At 65.1% G+C, this 17147-nt stretch carries 19 protein-coding genes, 1 tRNA gene and 1 pseudogene; 11 read left to right on the top strand and 10 right to left on the bottom strand.

The window, feature by feature from the left end; all coding sequences use genetic code 11:
- The first annotated feature begins 118 nt into the window (after window positions 1–118).
- The gene (locus tag LDO15_RS04860; RefSeq protein WP_223984581.1) at window positions 119–691 is read left to right on the top strand and encodes a sigma-70 family RNA polymerase sigma factor; all 573 of its coding nucleotides are present in this window, start codon (window positions 119–121) and stop codon (window positions 689–691) included.
- The gene (locus tag LDO15_RS04865) at window positions 678–1520 is read left to right on the top strand and encodes an anti-sigma factor (RefSeq protein ID WP_223984585.1); all 843 of its coding nucleotides are present in this window, start codon (window positions 678–680) and stop codon (window positions 1518–1520) included. The genes LDO15_RS04860 and LDO15_RS04865 overlap by 14 nt, the downstream gene beginning before the upstream one ends.
- A gap of 144 nt (window positions 1521–1664) precedes the next feature.
- On the opposite strand, the gene LDO15_RS04870 is transcribed toward LDO15_RS04865, so the two are convergent.
- Entirely contained in the window at window positions 1665–2558 is an 894-nt protein-coding gene (locus LDO15_RS04870; RefSeq protein WP_223984588.1) for a potassium channel family protein, read from the bottom strand.
- Between the two features lie 337 nt (window positions 2559–2895).
- Here LDO15_RS04870 and LDO15_RS04875 point away from each other — a divergent pair, with 337 nt between their 5' ends.
- Complete coding sequence (locus tag LDO15_RS04875; RefSeq protein WP_223984591.1) at window positions 2896–3489, top strand: hypothetical protein; 594 nt, start codon at window positions 2896–2898, stop codon at window positions 3487–3489.
- A gap of 175 nt (window positions 3490–3664) precedes the next feature.
- Here LDO15_RS04875 and LDO15_RS04880 read toward each other — a convergent pair whose 3' ends face one another.
- Window positions 3665–6355, bottom strand: a complete 2691-nt coding sequence (locus LDO15_RS04880) for a hypothetical protein (RefSeq protein ID WP_223984592.1) — start codon at window positions 6353–6355, stop codon at window positions 3665–3667.
- A 106-nt stretch (window positions 6356–6461) separates the two neighbouring features.
- On the opposite strand from LDO15_RS04880, the gene LDO15_RS04885 reads away from it, so the two are divergent.
- Both LDO15_RS04885 and LDO15_RS04890 read left to right on the top strand, forming a co-directional pair.
- Window positions 6462–7139, top strand: a complete 678-nt coding sequence (locus LDO15_RS04885) for a cupin domain-containing protein (RefSeq protein WP_223984593.1) — start codon at window positions 6462–6464, stop codon at window positions 7137–7139.
- Between the two features lie 164 nt (window positions 7140–7303).
- Complete coding sequence (locus tag LDO15_RS04890; RefSeq protein ID WP_223984594.1) at window positions 7304–7765, top strand: DapH/DapD/GlmU-related protein; 462 nt, start codon at window positions 7304–7306, stop codon at window positions 7763–7765.
- 437 nt (window positions 7766–8202) lie between these two features.
- Here LDO15_RS04890 and LDO15_RS04895 read toward each other — a convergent pair whose 3' ends face one another.
- Window positions 8203–8688: an Hsp20/alpha crystallin family protein gene (locus LDO15_RS04895; protein ID WP_223984595.1), complete on the bottom strand. Its 486-nt coding sequence runs from the start codon at window positions 8686–8688 to the stop codon at window positions 8203–8205.
- A gap of 345 nt (window positions 8689–9033) precedes the next feature.
- Between LDO15_RS04895 and LDO15_RS04900 the strand changes: the two genes are divergently transcribed.
- The 3 genes from LDO15_RS04900 (at window position 9034) to LDO15_RS04910 (ending at window position 11213) form a co-directional block, all read left to right on the top strand.
- Window positions 9034–9366 carry a hypothetical protein gene (locus LDO15_RS04900; protein WP_223984596.1) on the top strand — a complete coding sequence of 111 codons (333 nt, stop codon included), beginning with the start codon at window positions 9034–9036 and terminating at the stop codon, window positions 9364–9366.
- Window positions 9367–9669: 303 nt separating this feature from the next.
- Window positions 9670–9757, top strand: a tRNA-OTHER gene (locus LDO15_RS04905).
- 205 nt (window positions 9758–9962) lie between these two features.
- A complete protein-coding gene (locus LDO15_RS04910; protein WP_223979217.1) occupies window positions 9963–11213 on the top strand; it encodes a transposase family protein in 1251 nt (416 codons plus the stop codon).
- Window positions 11214–11288: 75 nt separating this feature from the next.
- Here the strand turns inward: LDO15_RS04910 and LDO15_RS04915 are convergent, their stop codons facing one another.
- From LDO15_RS04915 to LDO15_RS04945, 7 genes and pseudogenes are all read right to left on the bottom strand, one after another.
- On the bottom strand, window positions 11289–11669 hold the full coding sequence (locus LDO15_RS04915; RefSeq protein ID WP_223984598.1) for an ANTAR domain-containing protein: 381 nt from the start codon (window positions 11667–11669) through the stop codon (window positions 11289–11291).
- Window positions 11670–11681: 12 nt separating this feature from the next.
- Window positions 11682–12023 (bottom strand): hypothetical protein, encoded by a 342-nt coding sequence (locus LDO15_RS04920; protein WP_223984601.1) that lies wholly within the window; start codon window positions 12021–12023, stop codon window positions 11682–11684.
- 270 nt (window positions 12024–12293) lie between these two features.
- A complete protein-coding gene (locus tag LDO15_RS04925; RefSeq protein WP_223984603.1) occupies window positions 12294–12944 on the bottom strand; it encodes a DUF1345 domain-containing protein in 651 nt (216 codons plus the stop codon).
- Between the two features lie 283 nt (window positions 12945–13227).
- The gene (locus LDO15_RS04930) at window positions 13228–13590 is read right to left on the bottom strand and encodes an SPW repeat protein (RefSeq protein ID WP_223984605.1); all 363 of its coding nucleotides are present in this window, start codon (window positions 13588–13590) and stop codon (window positions 13228–13230) included.
- A 255-nt stretch (window positions 13591–13845) separates the two neighbouring features.
- Window positions 13846–14115: a DUF3040 domain-containing protein gene (locus LDO15_RS04935; protein ID WP_223984607.1), complete on the bottom strand. Its 270-nt coding sequence runs from the start codon at window positions 14113–14115 to the stop codon at window positions 13846–13848.
- Between the two features lie 415 nt (window positions 14116–14530).
- Window positions 14531–14785 carry a PRC-barrel domain-containing protein gene (locus LDO15_RS04940; protein ID WP_223984609.1) on the bottom strand — a complete coding sequence of 85 codons (255 nt, stop codon included), beginning with the start codon at window positions 14783–14785 and terminating at the stop codon, window positions 14531–14533.
- A 578-nt stretch (window positions 14786–15363) separates the two neighbouring features.
- A pseudogene (locus LDO15_RS04945) lies at window positions 15364–15468 on the bottom strand (Hsp20/alpha crystallin family protein); the annotation flags it as partial.
- 173 nt (window positions 15469–15641) lie between these two features.
- Here LDO15_RS04945 and LDO15_RS04950 point away from each other — a divergent pair.
- From LDO15_RS04950 to LDO15_RS04960, 3 genes are all read left to right on the top strand, one after another.
- A complete protein-coding gene (locus tag LDO15_RS04950; RefSeq protein WP_223984611.1) occupies window positions 15642–16067 on the top strand; it encodes an Hsp20 family protein in 426 nt (141 codons plus the stop codon).
- A gap of 429 nt (window positions 16068–16496) precedes the next feature.
- Entirely contained in the window at window positions 16497–16709 is a 213-nt protein-coding gene (locus LDO15_RS04955) for a hypothetical protein (protein ID WP_223984614.1), read from the top strand.
- Between the two features lie 51 nt (window positions 16710–16760).
- Window positions 16761–17138 carry a hypothetical protein gene (locus LDO15_RS04960; RefSeq protein WP_223984617.1) on the top strand — a complete coding sequence of 126 codons (378 nt, stop codon included), beginning with the start codon at window positions 16761–16763 and terminating at the stop codon, window positions 17136–17138.
- The last annotated feature ends 9 nt before the right edge of the window (window positions 17139–17147 follow it).

A 17147-nucleotide genomic window follows, 5' to 3' on the forward strand; every position in this document is an offset into this window, starting at 1 on the left:
CCGGCAGGCGCGCATAGTGGCACTCTGGACAACTGCGGCCATCCGACCATGGCGGAGCCCCTGTGGGAGCGGCATAATATGGTTCAACAAGCCCCGCTGCCGCTCGAAGGAGCACCCCATGGAGGCTGCCGCCGCGCATGATTGGGACCCCAGCCTCGATTACGCGTTTGCCGGCGGCGACGAGCGCATCCTCGCCGAGGTCTACCGGAGGCTAAGTCCGCTGGTCTACACCCTGGCGTTGCGATCCGTGGGGGAGCGTGCCGCGGCCGACGATGTCACCCAGGAGGTCTTCATCCGGGCCTGGAAATCGCGGACCAGCTATCGCCCCGAAGCGGCAAGGCTGCCGGCCTGGCTGATCGGGATCACGCGCAATGCCATCTCCGACGCCTTGTCCGCCCGCTCACGGCAGCATCATCTGGAACAAGCCGCCACTCACTTGGTCGCTGACCCGGCTCCCGGGCCCGCTACCGGCGATGTCGAAAAACTTGCCGACCGCCTGGTCCTGGACGAAGAACTGGAACACCTTGGGGATCCACAACAGACAATATTGCGGCTGGCATTCTACGAAGACCTGACCCACGAGCAGATCTCCTCGCGCCTGAACCTGCCGCTCGGTACGGTCAAGAGCCACATCCGGCGCAGCCTTACCCGTTTGCGCAACCGCCTGGAGGTGGAACATGGAACACCTTGACGCCGAACTTCTCAGCCTGATGGCCCTTGGCGAGTCCCTGGGCCCAGACGCGGACGCGGACCACCTCGCCAACTGCCCGCAGTGCCGTGAAACCCTCCGAAGCCTGCAACACGCCGTGCACGTAGCCACCCTCGACCTCGCCGACATAGAACTCGAGGCACCCGGCAGCCAGACCTGGACCGCCATCCATCAGGCCCTCGGGCTCTCCCCGGACCTCGCGGCGGATCCCCTGAGCCGGCGATCCGCCGGGCCTTCCATGCCATCGTCGCTGGCCGCCGGTCCTGATGCAACTGACACGCCCGGCACCGAACCACAGGCTGCACCGATTCCACTGCGGCGCGGCGCAAAAAAGCGGCTTACCCGTCCCAGGTTCTGGATTACCGCCGCAGCCGCCGGCATCGTCGTCGGCGTGGCTGCCGGGTGGACCGCGGCCGGAGTCCTCGAACGCGCTGGCACCCCTGCACCCATATCCAGCCAGTCGGTCCCCGCCGCCATCGTCCTCGCCCAAACATCCCTGACTCCCCTTCCCGCGCACACCGGGAGCGGAGATGCGCAGGTGCAACAACTTCCCGACGGATCCCGCCGACTCGCGATCCGGCTATCCAACGACCACATCTCCGGATTCCGGGGAGTGTGGGTTGGCTCTGCCGACCTCTCCAAGATGGTCAGCCTCGGCGTCCTCGCCAATGACTCCGGCGTCTTCACCATCCCCGCCGGCATCGATCTGGCCCAATACCCTGTCGTCGACATTTCCAACCAGCCGTACAACGGGAATCCCGCCCACTCCGCCGACAGCATCGCCCGCGGAACACTGAACCCGAAAACCTGACTCGGCTCCTGGCGGAATCTGGTTCGTCTTCCGCCGGGCGCTATTCCGCTGCCGGGTGAGGGCGGCGCTTGACAACGTCCAACCTGGCAGCCGCACGCGGGAGACCGGCTAGATCAGCGCGGTTCGCAGCGGCTTACCCGCAAGCTAGTTCGCGCCGGGTTCCCCGCGCCGGAGATGCCGGTGGTGCAGCTCGTAGCTGTCGAACACATCCGAAGAGGTGCTTCCTGAATGGCCGAACTTGCCGCGAAGGACGTCCGCGAGTCCGTCCATCGCCGCGTGGAGCATCCGTCCGGCGAACTGGAGTTCAGGGTTGTCGCTGCGCTGGGCCTGGGATGCCAGCTCCTGGGCGTAGGCGACGGTGGCCGGCAACGATCCGCGCTGCTCGATTTCACGGAAATAGTAGGTTTCATGGAACGCAAGCAGATCGATGCTCACCAAAGCTACGTTTCCGGCCATTGACTCCAGCAGCCCGGCAGCATGCGTGGGATCCACGGACAGCACACCTGCAGGACCTGCAGCCTCCCTGAACAGGTTCAGCTCGTGGGCAAGCGCCCGGCGGCGGTTCAGGGCCGGGTACATCTGCAGGATCCAGGTGACCGTGGCTGTCAGCAACCCGAAACCCGTGACCGCCTCAAATGCCACAACCAGCCTCAGCAGCGGATACGCCGGCACGATTTCGCCGAAACCCACAGTGGAAAGCGTGACCAGGGAGATGTAGAGCGCTTCGGCGAAGTCGCTCTGCTGCGGTACCCCGGCATCGTGAACAAAACCGGCCGGCAGATGGGGCAGGTACAGCAGGGCCCAGCCGACGGCGGCGAGACCCGCCCAGGCGCCAATTACAGCCGCCATGGCCAAAGGTGCTGCGATGAAGGAGCCCCGGCCCCGCAGTTTTCTCGACACCAGCCAGAATCCGCGCATGATCGCCCGGCCCACGGGTCCGGAGCCGTGGGGATAAAGGAGAGTACGAAAGACGTCGATGAGCATCAGCAGCACCAGCCCGGCCCCCAAAACCGTCCAGAGCATGTCCTCAAAGTCCATGCCTCATCTTAGAGGTGGCGCCCCGGGGAGCAGCCACACGGTTCGGGGAACGGGCCGCAGGAAAGCCCCGACGGCGGGTTCCCCGGAAGCCCGCAGCCCTCGCCGGGGCAGATGGCGGGTGCTTTGAGCGCCCGGCGTGCGACCATCAAAGTGCCGGAGGCCTGCGGGTGCATGCCGGCAGCATCGGTTCCCTCGCGCAGAGTGGGCCGGAACGACGTCAAGGGGGAGCGTTGTGAGCAGGGTATCTCGGCCGAATGAAAGGGTCCTGCCGCGCTGGGCCAGAACCGCCGTCGTGATTTATCTGTCGGTGACTGTTGCTGTTGTTGCGGGTGCGCTGGTGAGCAGTAGCTTCGTGCCGGGACTGGATGCCGGGTTCAAGGAGTGGCTGCTAATCGCCATGGTGGTTCTGACACTGCCCGTTTCGGTTGCCTATTTCGTCATCGGCACCTTTGGATCCAGCGCCGCATTGAGCCTGACCACGGTGCTCTACTATCTCGGATACCTTCTCCTGGCGGTGGTCAACGCGGCGGTTTTCCGATGGCTGGTCCTGAGCGCCCGGAGGGGCACACCGGTTCCCGTAGCGGGCAGGCCCGGCCCCTCGGCCCCGTTTCCTCGGGCGACGCTGCGTGGGGTCACCCCGGACGTCACCAAGCTCTGGTGGGCCGTGCCGCTGGCAGTGCTGCTGAGCCTCCCGCAGTGGATGGTGGCGGGTTTTGCCTGGTGCGGGATCAGCGGCTGCAGCGGCGGAGGTTTCGGGGTGGCCACCGGGACTGAGTGGCTCGCGGTCATCCTGAGCGTCGTCAACGGCATCATCATGGCAGCGGCCGTGTTCGCCGTGCGCTGGCTGTATCCCACCAGGAAGCGTGCCCTCATTGCCTTGGCGGCCGGGACGCTGTTCGGCCTGGTGGGCGCCGCTGTCACCCACGGGTAGGGCCGGCGTCGGCTCGGCGTGGCCGCGCATCATCTCGATGCGGGAGCGGTCCACCCGCTGGCGTGCTTGGGCATGTTCGACGGCGCGTCCCACCACCGGGGGCAGTTGCGCGCCCGTTTTGGGCGTCACGGCGGGCGCGCCCCGGCCTGTGACACCGGGGCGGAGGGGACGATCCTTAAGGCTGTTCCTCCTGCTCCAGTGACCCGCCGCCGCCGTCGTCGCGGCTGCCGCCATCGCCGCCGCCGTCGGCAAGCCAGGAAAGGATCAAACTTCCGTAGGGTGCCGACTCTTGGTATTGGCTGTGATCGCGCGGCTTAACCTTTTGAGTACCCGATGGGTAGGGGTCCCAGTCGGAAATGCGATGGTCGACGTCGTTCTCGGAGTCCTGGAACACATGGAATCCCAGATAGTCCGTGCGCCGATAAAAGTTCTGCCAGTGTTGTCTGCTCTGCAACAGACTGGCAAGGGACCCCTCGGGAGGAGTAAATCCGCCCACGGGCGGCTGCGGCGGAGCATCGGGGACAGCGGTCCGGAAATCCGGCCGGGCGGTCACCTGATGGCCAAGGACTGCGGGGCCGAGTAGGTCCGGGAAGAACCTGCCGAACCATGCCCGCAGCTGCGAGCCGTAGGACACAAACCTGATTCGTGGGAGCTGCGCGTCGGGCAGCTGGAGCATCACGGCGGCCAGGATGGCCGAACCGAGGCTGTGTCCGGAAAGGATGATGTAGTCGTATTTGGCTGCTGCCTGCGTGTCCGTCTTCTTGCAGGGGGTATTTGTCCCGTCCGCATTTCCCGGGGACGTTGCCCCCGTCAGGCCGCCACTGATTCTGTCCAACAGTTCAGGTACAACGCGCTCTCCGTAGCATGGCGGGCTGAACGGGTGCGCGGCGCGGGGCCAGAATGTGGCCAGGTCCCAAATGATGCCCACAGTCCGCAGCAAGTTCTCGTGGACGATGCCCACCGCGATGATGACCAGGAGGATGATCCCAGTGACGGCGGCCAAGATGACGCCCCATTGAACGAGTGCGGAGAAGTAGGGTTTCTGCCCGCTAAACATGCCGAGGGCGGCCAGCAATCCCATGCTCAGTGGCACCAGTATGAGGGCGCCCAGAAGGGCTTCTGCCCGGTGAATGACGGCGGCGAAGTACCTGGAACGGGTGGTCCTGCTGAGCAGCGTGGCGTCGTCCGGCCGAGGCTCCGTCTGTTGGTCTTCTCGGGCCAGGTCCCTTATGTCCTGGGCGCCATCGCGGCGGAATCTCAGTAGCAGAATCACGGCGAGGACAACGGCTATCACCAGTCCGGGCAGGAACAGCATGGCGAACCAAAGAAACGGGCTGGGCACCACCAGGGTATTGCTGACTCCGGCAGAAGTCGCATAGGGGGTGGACGGGTTCAGAAGGGCCGTGTCCAGCCGTCCGTCCAGAATTGCGGCGGAAAACAGGGTGGCCACCGATGAATACATGACGCCGAGGAAGGTAGCGAATGAGAGGAGATACGCCGGGGCTAGTCCAAACCACGCCCAACTGAGGACCACGCCCTTCCGGGATCTGTAATGCACCAGAGCGCCGACGAAAAACGCGGCCACCAGGAGGCAGGCAGCGGCCAGGAAGTTATCCCTGATGATCGCCGGATCAAGGATCTGCATAGTTATGAAGGCGGCGAGAATTACGCCTGCTATCCATGCGAACCACACCGCCGAAAGGACAGCGGCGAGTAAGTACACGAGGGTAAAGAGGCACGCCGTGATGACGATTTGAATGTCGGAATTCAGCGGCAGCTGCCCGCTTTGATCCAAGGTTTCATGCCCGTTCCAGAGCCAGGCGATGTTCGCTGCGAAAGCTGCTACGGCCGTCACCAGCAGCACGGGCGGACCATTGCGCCGTGTGCGCTGGAGTTTCACGGACGCGCCGTGCTCTATCTGGTCCTGGACGCCGATGCCTATCCACAGAAAGACTGCCAGCAGCACAATGACGGCGAATATCAGCGGGAGGGGCAGCGCCCAGGAACCGCCTGATTCGAGGGCATGGACGGGCGCTGCGGCAGAGATGGCGAGCACGCAGAGCCCGCAGGCCGCGTGAAGTCTAAGGAGAGAATCCGCCCTGTCCTTGCCTTGCCAGAAGGCCGGTCGGCGCAGGATCTGATTGTCGTGGATGTGTTCGTCCGGGTTTGCGTACTGGGGCGTTCGTGCTTCTGTCTTCCGGATGGACTGCCGGCTGAGGGCCAGCAGAACGGCCAGTCCGGCAAGAGGAATTACCGACGCAATGACAATCCGCTCCACAGCGCGGGAGCTGCTGAAGATGGGCGTCAGGACGCTGATGCTGGCGCACCAGGATTTGCCATGACGAAAACACTGCCATGCCACAAGATCGACGGCGATGCTGCAGATAGTTCCCAGCAGGAGGCACGTGAGAAGAAGGCCTGCCCACCGGATGAGGACCGCGGCCACGTCCTGCCGGCGCCCGGCCGTGGACAGTCCAGGCCGGGACCACATCGCCACGTTGACAAAAGCGAACGGGGCCAGCAAGAGCCACAAACTTCTCCCGACGCTCTCGAACCCCCGGGCACCGGACGTTAGCCTGCCCCAGAAATAGGCCTCCACATGCAGCTGCCGGCTTCCGTCCAGGTTCGGATCGGCCCCCGTCCCGGCCTCGCCTACTCCGTGACGTGCCTTGCCGGCGCAGTAGAAGCCCGTCTTGTTATCGACGGTGTCCGTCCCGACGCCGGGGGGAGCAGGGTCGCAGGGCTGCTCGACGCCCTCGGGCACTCCGAGACTTTCCCAGGGGCGGGTTCCCCGGACGCCATGAACCCGCACTTCCAAGAAGTGAAGCGGGTCACTGGCCATGGGATCGTCAGATGTGGAAGACATTCCAGGCCCCCTCCGAGACTTCCGACGTCGAACCAAGACCGTTTCTTCGTCCAGCGGCCGCCCCTCACGGTACCGACTAGTTAGCGCCGGATTGCGAGGCGTGTCAATGCTGTTCGTGGTGGCCCGGCCGCGACGTCGGCCCCGCGCCTGGGACCGCAAGGTTCCGGCTCAATTGGGCGATGAACGGGGAAACCACGACGTCGGCAGCGCGATGTGCGCTGTCCTCGTGGAAATGCGTCGCTGCGGCGTGCTCAAGGGCGCTGGGATCGTCGTGTGCGGGGGGACGGTCAAGGTCCTAATGCACGGCATTGATCGGATCGGGATCCTGAGTAGCATTGCAGGCACTGCCAAGCTGAGGAGCGTCATGGACAGGTTTGATGATACGACCGCGCCGGCCACCGTCGTACAGGGCAAGGCGTACAAACTTGCAGCCGATGAGGGGACCGCTCTGTGGTTCACGAATGCACTGGTGATGGTCAAGGCAGGCGGCCCGGAGACGAAGCAGCGGCTGACCATTGTGGAAATTCTGCATCCGGCTGGCTACGCGCCGCCGATGCACCGGCATCTGGTTGAGGATGAATCCTTCTACATTATTTCGGGCTCGGCTCTATTCGAGAGTGACGGGGAGCGCTTCACCGTGCAAAAGGGCGATTTCGTCTTTCTTCCCCAAGGTTCCACCCACACATTTCTCGCCGGGCCGGAAGAGCCCTTCCGCAGTCTCGTGATCACTGTGCCCGCCGGCTTCGAAACCTTCGCCGCCGAGGCAGACATCTCACGGTGCTAAGACGTCAAGTGGAGAGCGTTTGTTGGTTCCTTCAGGCGGGTTCGGAGCCGGAAGACTCTTGGGGTGGTGCGCCATGCACGAGGCCTCCTCGGCCGCTGGAATCAAACCCGAATGAGCGGCGTTAATTTTTTTGTGGCGTCGAGTGGGCGCCAGAAAGGAATGGAATGAGAAGAAACACCGGACGAAACATCGAGACCGTCGAAGACGATTCCGGCAAGGTTACTAGTTACCACCGGCACCCGAACGGCGGCGGTCTGATCGGCCCGGGCGCCCGGGCGGAAGAGGATTCTTTCATCGGTGCAACCACATACGTCGAGGCCGGCGCTCGAGTGGGGTCCGGCTGCCGTATTGGCCGCGGAGGCTGGATAGACCGCGAGGCAGTCGTGGGCGACCATGTCTTCATTGGGGATGACGTCTATGTTGGCCCGGCGAGCGTCCTAGGCAGCCGGGTCCACATCGCCCGGCACTCACGCATCGGAGCGGGAGCGCGCATTGGCCGTGGCGTGCGGCTGCCCGCGGACAGCAACGTGCCGGAGGGCACTCGGATTGCCGACGCCAGGGCCTCCAGGAGTGCCTTGGTCTGCAAGCGGAATGCCCAGGACTCTGCCACCCGGATGGCGGCCTGAAGGTACTGGCCGGGACCTGCCCCCGCGTTGAAGGTCGAGAGCGGCAGCAATCGAGTCTGGTTTACCATGGGGGGCGCCCGACCCGGTCCCCGCCACGGGGCTGATTCGGGCCGGCGGGTTCAGTAGGTTGTGCGTGCGTCCTTGAGGTGACTGATGAGTTCCTTCGGATTCCCGTCGCCCCTGGCCAACATTGCGAAGTTGCTCCGTGATCGGATTTCCGTAGCCGTCAGGGCCCCGGCCCGGTGCGCTCCGTCGGGGCCGCGGGGCGGCGGGAAATTCATGGCGCGGTTCACCGGTTTCGCCCAAACAGGCATGATCCCACGGGGGTCACCAGGATGAAAAGGACGGGTCCTGCCGGCTGGTAATACCGTCGCACTGAGCCCGCAGTGCGGGAAAGTTCGTCCCGGGGCTGGTGCTATGGGGCGCCCGGCGCGCTGTTAGCCGCGGGTGATGGGGAGCTTCGTCCTCTTGGACTCGGCCAGGGCGCTCTGGGGCAGGGGTGTTCGGACTTCCAGAACCCCGTCCTTGTAGCTGACCTTGATGTCTTCCTCCTTCACGTCCCGGGGCAGCGGCAGGGATCGGAAGAAGGAACCGTAGCGGAACTCGGACCGGTAACTGTCCTTGCCCTTTTCTTCTTTTTCTTCTTTGCGCTCGGCACGGATCTGGAGGGCGCCGTCAACGACAGAGACGTCGATGTCCTTGTCCGGATCCAGGCCCGGCGCTTCGGCCCGGACAACGAGCGTGTCGCCGTCAACAAACTCCTCGACACGGATCGGCATCGGCTGGTTGTCCTCCTGGAACATCCGGTCCATGGCGTCCATCAGTTCAGAGGGGGTCCGGCGGAGAAGGCCAAAGGGGTTAGTTCGGAATGTATCCAGCCAGCGGTTGGTCTGGAACGGGGACCACCTGAGCAGATCAGACATGACGGTACCTTTCGTCGAGCGCGGAGAGTTGCCCGGAACGGGCTGATACCTCAGTAGATGCCCGTCAGCCGGGTCCGGGCAGGGGCTAAAGACCCACGCTGCGGCCCGTCGTTCACACGGCAAAGGCCGCGGACCTCCCGCATCCTAAGATGACCGGCATGACCTGCCGCTGCCCTTCGGCCCTGCTGTAGGGCTGGCGGGCCGGCTGCCCTCGACCGCGGGCAGCCGGACGGCAGGCCGCCCACGCCAGCATGTAGACGCCGATGTGACGCCGCCGACTAAGGCTCAGTATGCTGGGAGAGGCCAGGCAGCCGGCCACCCCTGATTCGTAGAGAGATAGTGTCTATGACCAGCAAACTGGATGTAACCGTCGCCGTGGACATCGATTCCGGCACCGTGACCGTCACCCCCACCGGGAACCTTACCTTCCAAAATGTCCAGGCACTGGCGCCTGTGGCACGCCGCGCGGCGTCCCTCGCCCAGGATCTTACCCTCGTCTTGGACCTGCGAAAGCTTTCCCGCATGGACCCCGCCTCCGCTTGGCTCCTTGAATCCTCGGGGCCGGCCGGCACCCGGGTCCTGAGACCTGACGCGCCTCACCCGGTGGATAACCGGCCCGCCAAGGCCCACCTGAGACGCTCACGCCGGACCGCCCGGATGCAGGGAGCAGCGGCGTGATGACCTGCCGAAAGCCGGAGCCCGGGCGCCGCTCGCCTTCGATCTTCGGCACGTTCCGGCGGTGGCCGCTCGTTCCCTCCGCCGAGCTCCTCAGGCTCCGGGCCGCCCTTACCCGGTGTGTGGAACTCGTCGGGTCCGACACCGCCCGCGAACTCCTCACGCTGATCACGCAAGAACTCCAACAACGCACCACCGAGGAGGAACCTGTCGCGAGGATCCAAGCCCCGAGGCCCGGGCTGCCGGTGCATGGCCATCAGCACCCCCGCCTGCGCGGCGTATCGCCTAACCCGGACGCCGGTCACCGCACCCGTAGCTCAGCTGGCAGAGCAGTGGACTTTTAATCTGACTTTTAACCCTTGGGTCGCGGGTTCGAATCCCACCGGGTGCACCACGCCGCTGCCGCCCCTTCGCGCCCCGGTCAAACGGCGGCCCGGGCGAGTTCCAACGCCACGCCCGAGCCGCCACGCCCCTGTCTATCCGCAGAGCGCTCAAAATGCAACAGTCCGCGTTGACTCATGGAAAAGGTCCGTGGAGCCGGGTACGTTGCCTCATCTGAAAAGGTCCGGGAACGACGGGGCCGTGGACATCCTTGAGGGATGGGACTGACGATGAGCCAGCGGAAGGCTGTCACGGTGATCAAGGCCAGGGCGTATGCCCGGGCCGGCCGGCCGGAGAAGGTCCGGATCCTCGATGAGCTGGTGGAGCTCACGGGCTGGAACCGGGACTATGCGCGCCGGGCCCTGCGGCAGGCGCTTCAGCTGCGGCCGGTGCGGGCCCGGGAGCCGAGGCCGCCGGTGTATGGTCCGCGGGTCGTCGAGGCTCTGGTGGTGTGCTGGGCGGTGCTGCGCGCTCCGGCCGGCAAACGTCTGGCCCCGATGCTGCCGGTGCTGGTGCCGTTGCTGCGCCGGGACGGGGAACTGATGCTCTCGGATGAGGAGGCGGAGCTGCTGATGCGGATGAGCGCGGCAACGATTGACCGCCGACTGGCCCCGGAACGGAAGAAGCTGGTGCTGCGGGGCCGTTCCCACACCAAGCCCGGATCGCTGCTGAAGTCCCAGATCCCGGTCCGGACCTGGGCGGACTGGGACGATGCGGTGCCCGGGTTCGTGGAGATCGACCTGGTGGGGCACGAGGGCGGGGTGGCCTCCGGGCAGTTCTGCTTCACGCTGACGGTCACGGATATCGCCACGGGATGGACCGTGAACCGGTCCGTGCCGAACAAGGCGCAGAAATGGGTGTTCGCGGCCCTGAAGTACGCGCTGGCACGGTTCCCGTTCCCGATCGTGGGGATCGACTCGGACAACGGCACCGAATTCATCAACGACTACCTCTTCGCCTACTGCCAGGAGCACCGGATCACCTTTACCCGGTCCCGTCCGGGGAACAAGAACGATGGCGCCCACGTGGAACAAAAGAACTGGGCCAGGGTCCGGGAGCTGGTCGGCTACTACCGCTATGACACCGCCGCGGAACTGGAGAAGCTCAACGAGATCTGGGAGCTTGACGGGCTGTTCACGAACTATCTGCTCCCGCAGCAGAAGCTGGTGTCCAAGGAACGCCACGGCGCGAAAGTCATCAAGAAACATGATGCCGCGCTCACCCCGCACCAGCGCGCCGCCCGCCACCCGGACACCCGCAAACGCCCCGTCATCACCATGAACGCCCAGTTCAAACGCCTAAAACCCGCGGTGTTGTCCCGGCAGATCCTGGGACTGACAGGTGAACTCGAAACCCTCGCCCAAGCCAAAGCCGCACCCCGCAACTACAAAGTCAACACCTCGTTCAACCCGCCCCTGAACCGGACCTTTTCACGTGAGGCAACGAATCAACCCTCCCGGACCTATTGACGTGAGGCAACAGGCAGTCCCCGTGGCCGTCACTGTAATTTCCCGCCACAGTCAGGCCCGATGGCAGGCAGGGAGTTAACCGATGAAGCGGGTCTGAACATCCGCGGTTCCGGCGATGGAGGCGACCACGGATTTCGCGACGTCCCGGAGCTTGATGTTGCGGGCGTTGGAGGCGTCTTTGAGGAACTCAAACGCTTTTTCCGGAGAGCACCTGTTCTGCGCCATGATCGCCCCGATGGCGATGTCGATGACGGTCCGGGAGGCCATCGCGGCGGTCAGATCATCCCGGGAATCGTGGAGGTGGCCGATCCGAAGGGCGAGCCGGACCGCCTTCGATGCCTGGCGGGCAAAATTTTCCGCCTGCACGATCTCACCCGCGCCAAACGCCGCCGGGGCCTCGGCATAGAACCTCAAAGCCGCCAGCGCCTGGTCTTCCAGCCGCAACGGGATGCCCATAACCGACCCTGTTCACGGCGGGCGCTGAGAGCGCGGCCATCTCCCGTCACGGCCCAGATCCCGGGCATAGACCGTCCGGTGTTCCCTGATGGCCGCCGGACACGGCCCCTCTCCCGTATCAATCTGAACCTGGTCCATCGCGAACGCCTCCGGGCCGCTCGCCGCCACCAAGGCCGGCTTCTTCGGCCGCACCACCGTGACAGAACAGAGGACCGGGTGTTCCGGCCCGGAGAAGATATCAGAGGCATACCAGGACAGCTCCTGGAGGAAGTCCGCTACATCTGCGCTCTCCAGCAGCAGATCCTGGAGTTCCTCAGCGATGACCCCGCGGAGCCACAGTTCATCAGTTTCCATCCCAGCTCCTCACCTCCGACGATACGACTCACGGAGGGAAACGTGTAGAACCTATAGCCTCAAAAGCACTTGTCCAGTATCGCCCCGGACCGGCGCCAGGGGCCTGCGGAACAGGGTCTCGCGGGTTCGCCGTAGGCCGCCGAACCATCTGACCGGTCTCATCCTCCTGCGCGTGGCTCTGGTCTGCCCGGGACCGGGGGTTCGGACAGGTTCTTACTCCTGCGGGACCCGTCACGTGGCCAAGTGCTTCGGTGTACTGCGGGGTGAACGTCAGCGGACGAGGCCGGCGACGAGATTGATGGTCGTGGCCAACACAATGGTTCCCAGCACGTACGAGATGAGCGCCTGGCGCAGCGCCGCGTACCGGATAGCGTCCGTGGTCAGGTCGGTGTCCGAGACCTGGAACGTCATACCGATGGTGAAGGACAGGTAGGCGAAGTCCGCGTACCGGGGCGGTTTCCCCTTGTTGAAGTCGACTCCATCGTTCTCCAGGTAGTACAGCGTGGCGTAGCGCAGTGTGAAGAGTGTGTGGACCAGCAACCAGGAGAGGCCGAGGCCCGTGAGGGCCAGCGCGATGATGACCGCTTTCCTTCCGCCCTCCGAGGAGCCCGCCTCCAGCAGGATGAGTGCTACGCCTCCGAAGCTGGCGATCGTGGCGCCCAAGACGAGCAAATCGGAGGCAATCCGGCCCGGATCCTCCCGGAGCGCATGCGCCGACGTCTCGGAAGCATCAAGGGGCCAGATGACCGACCACACCGCGACCAGGTAGATCAGCGACGAAGCCGCCCAACCCAGGGCCGGGGCATACGCCCAGGAACCGAGAAGACCTACCGCGACGGCCACGGCGAGTCCGCCGACCGCCATGATGACCAGCCGGAGCCTGGTGCTGTGGGCTTCGGCGCTGAAGCTGCGAATACTCACCAGCTGATCATGGCATCAGAAGCTCACCGATGCGTGCCTTTTTCATGGCCGCAGGCCCAGGAACCCGGCACCACGGGTTTGGAATGCTTTGCCCAACGGCATAGCCCCGCCGCATACAGGGGGATGATCTGTTCGGAGCGCTGCAGGGTTTCCTTCCCGGCCGGAGCGACGGCCATCGGCGCGGCCAGCGGGCCGGACCCGCGAGCGACCGGCGGGTGCCGTCATGGCCCCCGCCGGTCGCCGGTTACCGCCCTTCAGTTACCGCATTCGATGTTCCCGCAGCCTAGTGCGAAGGGCTGACCCGATGATGCCGGTACTCCTCGGTGCTGGGCTTGATCGCCGTCGCGGTGACAACGAGCGCCACCAGGCCGGTGATCCAGGAGGTCCAGGCGGCACCGGTTTGCATGGCATAGGAACCCAACCACGGAGAAAGGAACAACAGGGCGCCAAAGGCCGCCTGGACCCACTCCATGGCCGGCGTTCCGGGCATGGCCAGATTGATGACGCCGCTGATGATCAGCAAGACGCCAAACAGGAGCATCAAGGCAGTCGAGGAACCGGCTGGCTTGGTCCAGATGACGGAGAGGGCAGCGTAGAGCCCGGCCACGACCGTGACCCAATCCTGCCATCGCGTCCATTTCTTCATCGAAACCACCTCTGTGATGTGGACTTCCCCGGGCCCGGGCCGGACCCCGGGGACATTGTTTCTAACGGCGGCGGAATCCCCGCGGGGTTCCGCCGCCGGCCCGGCGGTGATGAGTTTCAGACTTATCGACCCTCCGCTCCCACGACCGGACCGGCACAGGTGTTAACAACAACCACGCGTCAGTGCTTCCCTGCCGCGCCCTCTCGCAACGCCCCGGAACTGTGTAACTTCCGATCATCATCCCGGGCCTCCTTTTCAAGAATCCAGAATCCAGCGCCAGGCGTGCGCGAGGCCGCCGCCGACCATCACCAGAAGTCCCAGGGAGCCGATACCGGCAAGCTGCGCGGAAAACCCCAGAACCATCAGTCCGAAGCCCGCCAGTGCCAGCACAATGCCGGCGGACCAGCGAAGCCGCAGCCGGTACGACGTGCCGGCAGCAAGTCTCCGGGCCAGGGCCGGGTCATCCGCCGCCAGGTCGGCCTCGAGTTCCCGCAGGCGCCTGCGCTCATAGTCCGACAGCGGCACGGCAAACCCTTCCTTCCCTCGGCCTTCAGCCACCGAAGAAGCAAGCCACCAACGCGCTTGCTTGCTCTCATTATCGGTCAGCAACCCGCCGGGTTCCATACCGCCGGCGCCTCTGGCGGCGCAGGGTCAAAGGCAACCTTGCTCGCGGGCAGTCCCACCGCCGGGGTAACCAGAAAGTTCTCCGGGACCACTTGGGAAATTGGCGGCCGACAGTACGATAAGGAATGCCTGAAGTGGGGCTGATGCGCTCGGAACGGGATGCGAGATCGCTAAGAGCCCGCCACCGCCGGAGGTCCAGGGTTGACCTGCCTGCTTGCGGACGCGGGTGTCTGCAAAGAATCGGCACGGGTGCCAGGGGGCGGCCCGGAGGACGCGCCCGTCACAGGACAACCCGGCTTCAGGGGCATACTTACCGTTAACGGCCTTTCTTGTTGATGGTGCGGAATGGCCGCCTGCCCTTTACGGGCGCGTCCGGCAGAGCGCTGGCCTCGTCAGCTGTGAGGGCGCACTCGATCTTGGTCGTCGTCATCCGTTCGATGCGGTCCCGTGCGACAAATTTCGACCCGTGCCTTGTCGCGACAGCAATGCCGAGGAATATGCCGCCCTTGGGGTCCTCGAGAACCTGCTGGACCGTGCCGAGCCGCTGTCCGGATCTCAGGAAAACCGGCATGCCCCTGTCCACAGCCGTGTATGCGACCGGCCGCTCATCATCGCTCACTATCCGCACCCCCTCCCCGCAAGACTGCACCGGAACGCGGTGCTCTGGGCTGCATCCCCGGAGATCTGACCGTTTTTCCCAGCGACTGGGCATGGAAGCGAAGACCCGGTTAGAGCGCGCCCTCAGCGTCTGGCGCGCGCGTCCTGCAGGTGGCGGTCGAGTTTCTCTTCGGCTTCCCGTCGCCTCTGACCAATAATCCGAAGCCGGTCCGTGATCGGGTTCCCGTAGACGTCAACTCCCCGGTCCATTGCCTTCTTCCGAGCACGCGGCGTGCCGGCAAATTCCATGCGCGGTTCACTATTTTCGCCCATGCAGGCATGATCCCACAGGGTCAGAAGCCTGAAAAGGATGATTCGTGCGCTGCCGGAATAGTCAACGCAGGGGTCCCGCAAGGACGGAAAACCCGCTTCCCTGGGTCAAGCCGCGACCCCGCGCCGCGATGCGTCGGGCCCGTGACCGCCGCGGGTGACGGGGAGGTTGGTCCTCTCGGATTCGGCCAGGGCGCTGCAGAAGTGTATGGGCTTCCAGGACCCGTCCTTGTAACCGGCCGCGATGTCTTCCTCTTTCACATCCAGGGGCAGCGGCAGGGAGCGGAAGAACGAGCCGTAGCGGAACCCGGACCGGTAACTGTCCTTGCCCTATCTTCCTTGTCCTCCTTGCGCCGCGTCCTGTTCCATGCCGATCCTCCTCAAAAACCCAAAAACCCCTTGCATCAAGGTCACACCGATGCTATAAAAAATCTATATCAGCCACCATAGATTATTGGCTGAGGCGGAATGACAGAAACTGACTGCAAGGAGTGAAGACCATGCTGATGCGTACCGACCCGTTCCGCGAGCTCGACCGGCTCGCCCAGCAGGTTCTTGGCACCACGGCCCGGCCGGCGGCCATGCCCATGGATGCGTGGCAGGAGGGCGAAGAATTCGTCGTCGCCTTCGACCTGCCCGGAGTCGCCGTGGATTCGGTGGACATCGACATCGAACGCAACGTCCTGACGGTGAAGGCCGAGCGCAAGGACCCCGCGGGTGAAAATACCGAGCTGATCGCCGCCGAACGTCCCCGTGGTGTGTTCAGCCGCCAGCTCATCCTCGGTGAGGCCCTCGATACCGATGCGGTCAAGGCCAGCTACGACGCCGGGGTCCTGACGCTGCGGATCCCCGTGGCCGAGAAGGCCAAGCCGCGCCGCATCGAGATCACCTCCGAGAAGAACGAGCAACAGGCCATCAACGCCTGACCCGCTCCCCGGGGAAGGTCAGGCAGGATCGGGAGCACCGGGACCGGCCGCCGGTGAGTAGAGGGCGATGCAGAGCAGCCACGCCACCGCGCCAGTTGCGCAGCGAAAAGCGGCCCGACGGTGCCACCCGCTCCGGTGGTCCCCGGCCCCTGACCGGGGACCACCCCACACCTGTGCGCCCCCTAGACCGCTCCCCGGGGCCCCGGCCGAGGACCGGAACAGGACAGCAGAGGGGAGCCGGATCATGAAAGAGCTGAGACAGGACCCCTACGAGGTTCTCCACCTGGGCCGCGCGGCGACGGCCCGCGACATCGGCCGCGCCTACCGGGCCCTGGTGCGGACCCGTCATCCCGACACGCGCGCGCCACCGGCGCCGTGCCCGCCGGTCCTGATGCAAGGACGCAAGAACGGCAGGAGCTGCAGGAGATCATGGATGCCTACGCCGTTCTCGGCAACCCGGCAAGGCGGGCCGCCTACGACCGGCAACGGCCCAAGACGGCGCCGCCGGAGCCCGCGCCACCGCACCGGGACGCCGTGCCTTGTGGGCCTGAGCTGATCATCGGACCGCTGCGGTGGGAAAGCCCCACCACACCGGGCACGCTGGCCCCGGGACCACAGGTCCTGTGGTGGTTCCGGTTCTGACCCGACCCCGCTCCCGCCCGCTGCCCCCCGACCCGGAAAGGGGTAACCGCCATGAGTGCCTGGCGCCCGTACGAGGCCCATCTGATGCCGGCGTTCTACGAACGCTTCGAACAACGCTGGGGCAAGGGAACGGCACCGTTCCTGGACCCCGAAGTCCACGAACAACCCCTGCCCCGGGCCCAGTGGATTAACCCGGACACCGGCGCCGCCGTCGCCGTGGTCCCGATCTGGGCCGAGGACCCGACACACCGTTCCTTCGGCGTGTTCTACCTCCCGCCCGCCGGAGACATCTGGGTGCTGCACCCCGGCCTGACCGCCTACATCGAACCGGCCACGACGGACACGGAGGAGCAAATCACCCTGCGCAACGACGCGTTCAGAAAGGCCGTCGACCACGCGAAGGAATTCATCTACGGAACCCGGCCCTAGACTCAAGGG

Source organism: Arthrobacter sp. NicSoilB8, assembly GCF_019977355.1.
GTDB lineage: Bacteria > Actinomycetota > Actinomycetes > Actinomycetales > Micrococcaceae > Arthrobacter.

Excerpts from the sequence above, each read along its gene's own strand:
- LDO15_RS04860 (WP_223984581.1), top strand. The coding sequence starts at position 119 with ATGGAGGCTGCCGCCGCGCATGATTGGGACCCCAGCCTCGATTACGCG.
- LDO15_RS04865 (WP_223984585.1), top strand. The coding sequence starts at position 678 with ATGGAACACCTTGACGCCGAACTTCTCAGCCTGATGGCCCTTGGCGAG.
- LDO15_RS04870 (WP_223984588.1), bottom strand. The coding sequence starts at position 2,558 with ATGGACTTTGAGGACATGCTCTGGACGGTTTTGGGGGCCGGGCTGGTG.
- LDO15_RS04880 (WP_223984592.1), bottom strand. The coding sequence starts at position 6,355 with ATGTCTTCCACATCTGACGATCCCATGGCCAGTGACCCGCTTCACTTC.
- LDO15_RS04885 (WP_223984593.1), top strand. The coding sequence starts at position 6,462 with ATGCTGTTCGTGGTGGCCCGGCCGCGACGTCGGCCCCGCGCCTGGGAC.
- LDO15_RS04890 (WP_223984594.1), top strand. The coding sequence starts at position 7,304 with ATGAGAAGAAACACCGGACGAAACATCGAGACCGTCGAAGACGATTCC.
- LDO15_RS04895 (WP_223984595.1), bottom strand. The coding sequence starts at position 8,688 with ATGTCTGATCTGCTCAGGTGGTCCCCGTTCCAGACCAACCGCTGGCTG.
- LDO15_RS04900 (WP_223984596.1), top strand. The coding sequence starts at position 9,034 with ATGACCAGCAAACTGGATGTAACCGTCGCCGTGGACATCGATTCCGGC.
- LDO15_RS04910 (WP_223979217.1), top strand. The coding sequence starts at position 9,963 with ATGGGACTGACGATGAGCCAGCGGAAGGCTGTCACGGTGATCAAGGCC.
- LDO15_RS04915 (WP_223984598.1), bottom strand. The coding sequence starts at position 11,669 with ATGGGCATCCCGTTGCGGCTGGAAGACCAGGCGCTGGCGGCTTTGAGG.
- LDO15_RS04920 (WP_223984601.1), bottom strand. The coding sequence starts at position 12,023 with ATGGAAACTGATGAACTGTGGCTCCGCGGGGTCATCGCTGAGGAACTC.
- LDO15_RS04930 (WP_223984605.1), bottom strand. The coding sequence starts at position 13,590 with ATGAAGAAATGGACGCGATGGCAGGATTGGGTCACGGTCGTGGCCGGG.
- LDO15_RS04940 (WP_223984609.1), bottom strand. The coding sequence starts at position 14,785 with ATGCCGGTTTTCCTGAGATCCGGACAGCGGCTCGGCACGGTCCAGCAG.
- LDO15_RS04950 (WP_223984611.1), top strand. The coding sequence starts at position 15,642 with ATGCTGATGCGTACCGACCCGTTCCGCGAGCTCGACCGGCTCGCCCAG.
- LDO15_RS04955 (WP_223984614.1), top strand. The coding sequence starts at position 16,497 with ATGGATGCCTACGCCGTTCTCGGCAACCCGGCAAGGCGGGCCGCCTAC.
- LDO15_RS04960 (WP_223984617.1), top strand. The coding sequence starts at position 16,761 with ATGAGTGCCTGGCGCCCGTACGAGGCCCATCTGATGCCGGCGTTCTAC.